Annotated in this window: 2 protein-coding genes; both read right to left on the reverse strand. The window is 42.9% G+C overall.

Annotated elements, in window-relative coordinates; translation table 11 throughout:
* Nucleotides 1-155: 155 nt before the first annotated feature.
* Complete coding sequence (locus H525_RS0115495; RefSeq protein ID WP_027416920.1) at nucleotides 156-1,340, reverse strand: anti-sigma factor domain-containing protein; 1,185 nt, start codon at nucleotides 1,338-1,340, stop codon at nucleotides 156-158.
* Nucleotides 1,264-2,142 carry an RNA polymerase sigma-I factor gene (sigI, locus tag H525_RS24375; protein ID WP_211237026.1) on the reverse strand — a complete coding sequence of 293 codons (879 nt, stop codon included), beginning with the start codon at nucleotides 2,140-2,142 and terminating at the stop codon, nucleotides 1,264-1,266. The genes H525_RS0115495 and sigI overlap by 77 nt, the downstream gene beginning before the upstream one ends.
* Nucleotides 2,143-2,381: the final 239 nt, after the last annotated feature.

Here is a 2,381-nt window from a genome sequence, read left to right on the forward strand (position 1 = left end):
AACGTTCGGCACACTCCCGCGAGTTTTTCTCAGGTGACCCATGGAGGAAAGTATATGTTGCTTTAACACTGTAAAGCAACATATACTTTTTTTAACGGTGATAAAAAAACTAAGGCTAGCGCCTGCTCCTTCGGCTTGGCGCTAGCCTTAGTTTCTTATTCCTCTCTATCATGCTTCTTATGTTTGTTCACATCGTGGTGTTGCGCATTGTCACCTGCTCCGTTATTTCCTCCGTGTTCTTCATCACTCTTATCATAGCGTCTGTGTTTTTGGTTTCGCTTTTCGTTTTCCTTCGCTCCCTGCTGTGCGTGCTTGTTGGCCGGTGAAGGGTGCGATTCAGCCTGCTGCAGGGAGTTTTTTTCCACTTTTTTAACAGGAGATGGCCGTCTTTCTTTCATTAGTTTGGCATTGATGTTTTTCTTCCCTTTTTCGGGAGAACCGGTTTTATTTACAGGACTATTCGACCCTTTATTTATGTGCGACGATACGACAGAAGAGCCCGGCATATGAATTGATACTTGCTTGTCCGGCTTCGAATTCTCCTGGCCACCTGGCTTCACATACTCTATTGCCCGGGGCAATTTCGAGATTCCACCCAGTTCCGCTGATAGCTCACTTACACTTAACGTACGTGCCGTTTCTACCGTGATATTTTGATTCATCTTTTTTACCGATTCATACAGAATATATTTCCCAATAGACATTTTTTCCTGATCGGCTTTCTGTTTTGTTTCATTGTCGCCGATCACAAAGGTAATTTTCACATCTTTTTGCGGTGTATGGTCGAGAAGAGAACGATCCCGCTGAAATAAATGCCCAATTTGATCAGCAGCGGCCTTTTCTTTTAGGCCGACAGGAACGATGAGAACATCACGATTTTTCACAAAATACCCCTTGTTTCCCGCCTGCTGCAGGATGTTTTCCGTTACGCTAAGGAGCGGGCGTTTTTTCCAGTGGATTTCCTCAAGCAGTGCCTCCCCGTCCTGATTCCTTCCTTTCGCATCCACTACATTATAATTTCGATCGACCTCCAACTCCACGCTCGGATTTATATCGATAGAAACCGAAGCATATACCGGAGGATAAAAAGCATTCCAAACAGGAATGGTTAATAAAAGTAGCAAGAGTGAGGCAGCCATTAATAAAAAAGGACGTACTTTTCCTATTTTCCCTCGCGGTTGACGGGATAACGAATGAGAGACGATTTGTTCGGAAGAAAACTCAACCAGATCGCCTTCTTTTAGCGATTTTTGCGGCTTAACTTTACAGAATTCCCCTTTCGGTGTGATTACGATGAGAAATTCCCTTTTCACTTCCAATACGATTCCTTTCCTGATCATCAATGTCTCCCTCCTTTCCTTTCGTTTCCTCCAACCGAATATAAGAACGTAAATACCGGTAATCTTCAATAAAAATCAAGGTTATAGCTACGATATAATTGCGGTTTCGTTCAATAGTCTTGCGGGAAAAGTTGATAAACTGCAGAAGCTTTTTTACCGGAATTTTCTTCTTTTTAAGAAGAGACTCCCTGAGTTCCGGTTGCTCCGCGATAATATGGGCAATCTCCACCATATTTACCCGCGCATCTGAATGTTTTGGCGTACAGTCCGGCAATTCTTCCAATAATATGTGAAAATCGAGTAAACGTTCTTTATAATGAAGGATTTCTTCCCGCCTGTATTCTGCTTCACATTCGGTCTGATATTGAGCCATGGAAATTTGCGTTTCCCAGACATTATAATCCGGTCCCCTATCGTTGAACACATCATCAAATGATACGGCGGATATTTTTTGTTTATTCTTTCTTATGTAATCAATGATCCGTCTGCGTATAACTAAGTCGGCAAATGAAAGAAACGAACTACCTTTGCTGCTTGTATAAACGGTTATTGCTTCATTAAAAGCTTCCAACCCTATACCGAATTCTTCATCGTAACTCTGTGATATGTATCGCTTGCATACGGATGAAACCGTCTTGGCGATAAACGGCCTGTATTTTTCAAGTATGTCATTACGCAGGTCATCCTCACCCTGCTGTATTTTTTCAATCATATGATGAAGAAGCTCTATTTCGTTATTCGGCAGAGGTTGTGAAATACGTTGCTTTTTTCCCGGGAAAAGTGTAAGTAACAAAATTTTCACCTCGCTGAAATAGTAGTTCGGGATGTCCTCTGCATTTATGGGGGGATGCATCGAATCCGTTTATTTTTGCGGAGTTTTCCCTTGCAGGGAAGCAAAGGAAAACCCGCAAAAAGTAAAAACGCTCTATCCATTGCCTACCCACTTAGGTTTTACGCTCCGTCACGCCATATGTTGTGGCAGCGGGAAAGCTTGCATGAGAAAAACTCGCGGGCGTTGCCGCTCGTCCTTTTTCTGCAGGG

The organism is Aneurinibacillus terranovensis DSM 18919, from assembly GCF_000430625.1.
GTDB lineage: Bacteria > Bacillota > Bacilli > Aneurinibacillales > Aneurinibacillaceae > Aneurinibacillus_B > Aneurinibacillus_B terranovensis.

What these genes read in the sequence shown, in the direction of transcription:
- H525_RS0115495 (WP_027416920.1), bottom strand. Translation starts at nt 1,340, where the DNA reads ATGATCAGGAAAGGAATCGTATTGGAAGTGAAAAGGGAATTTCTCATC.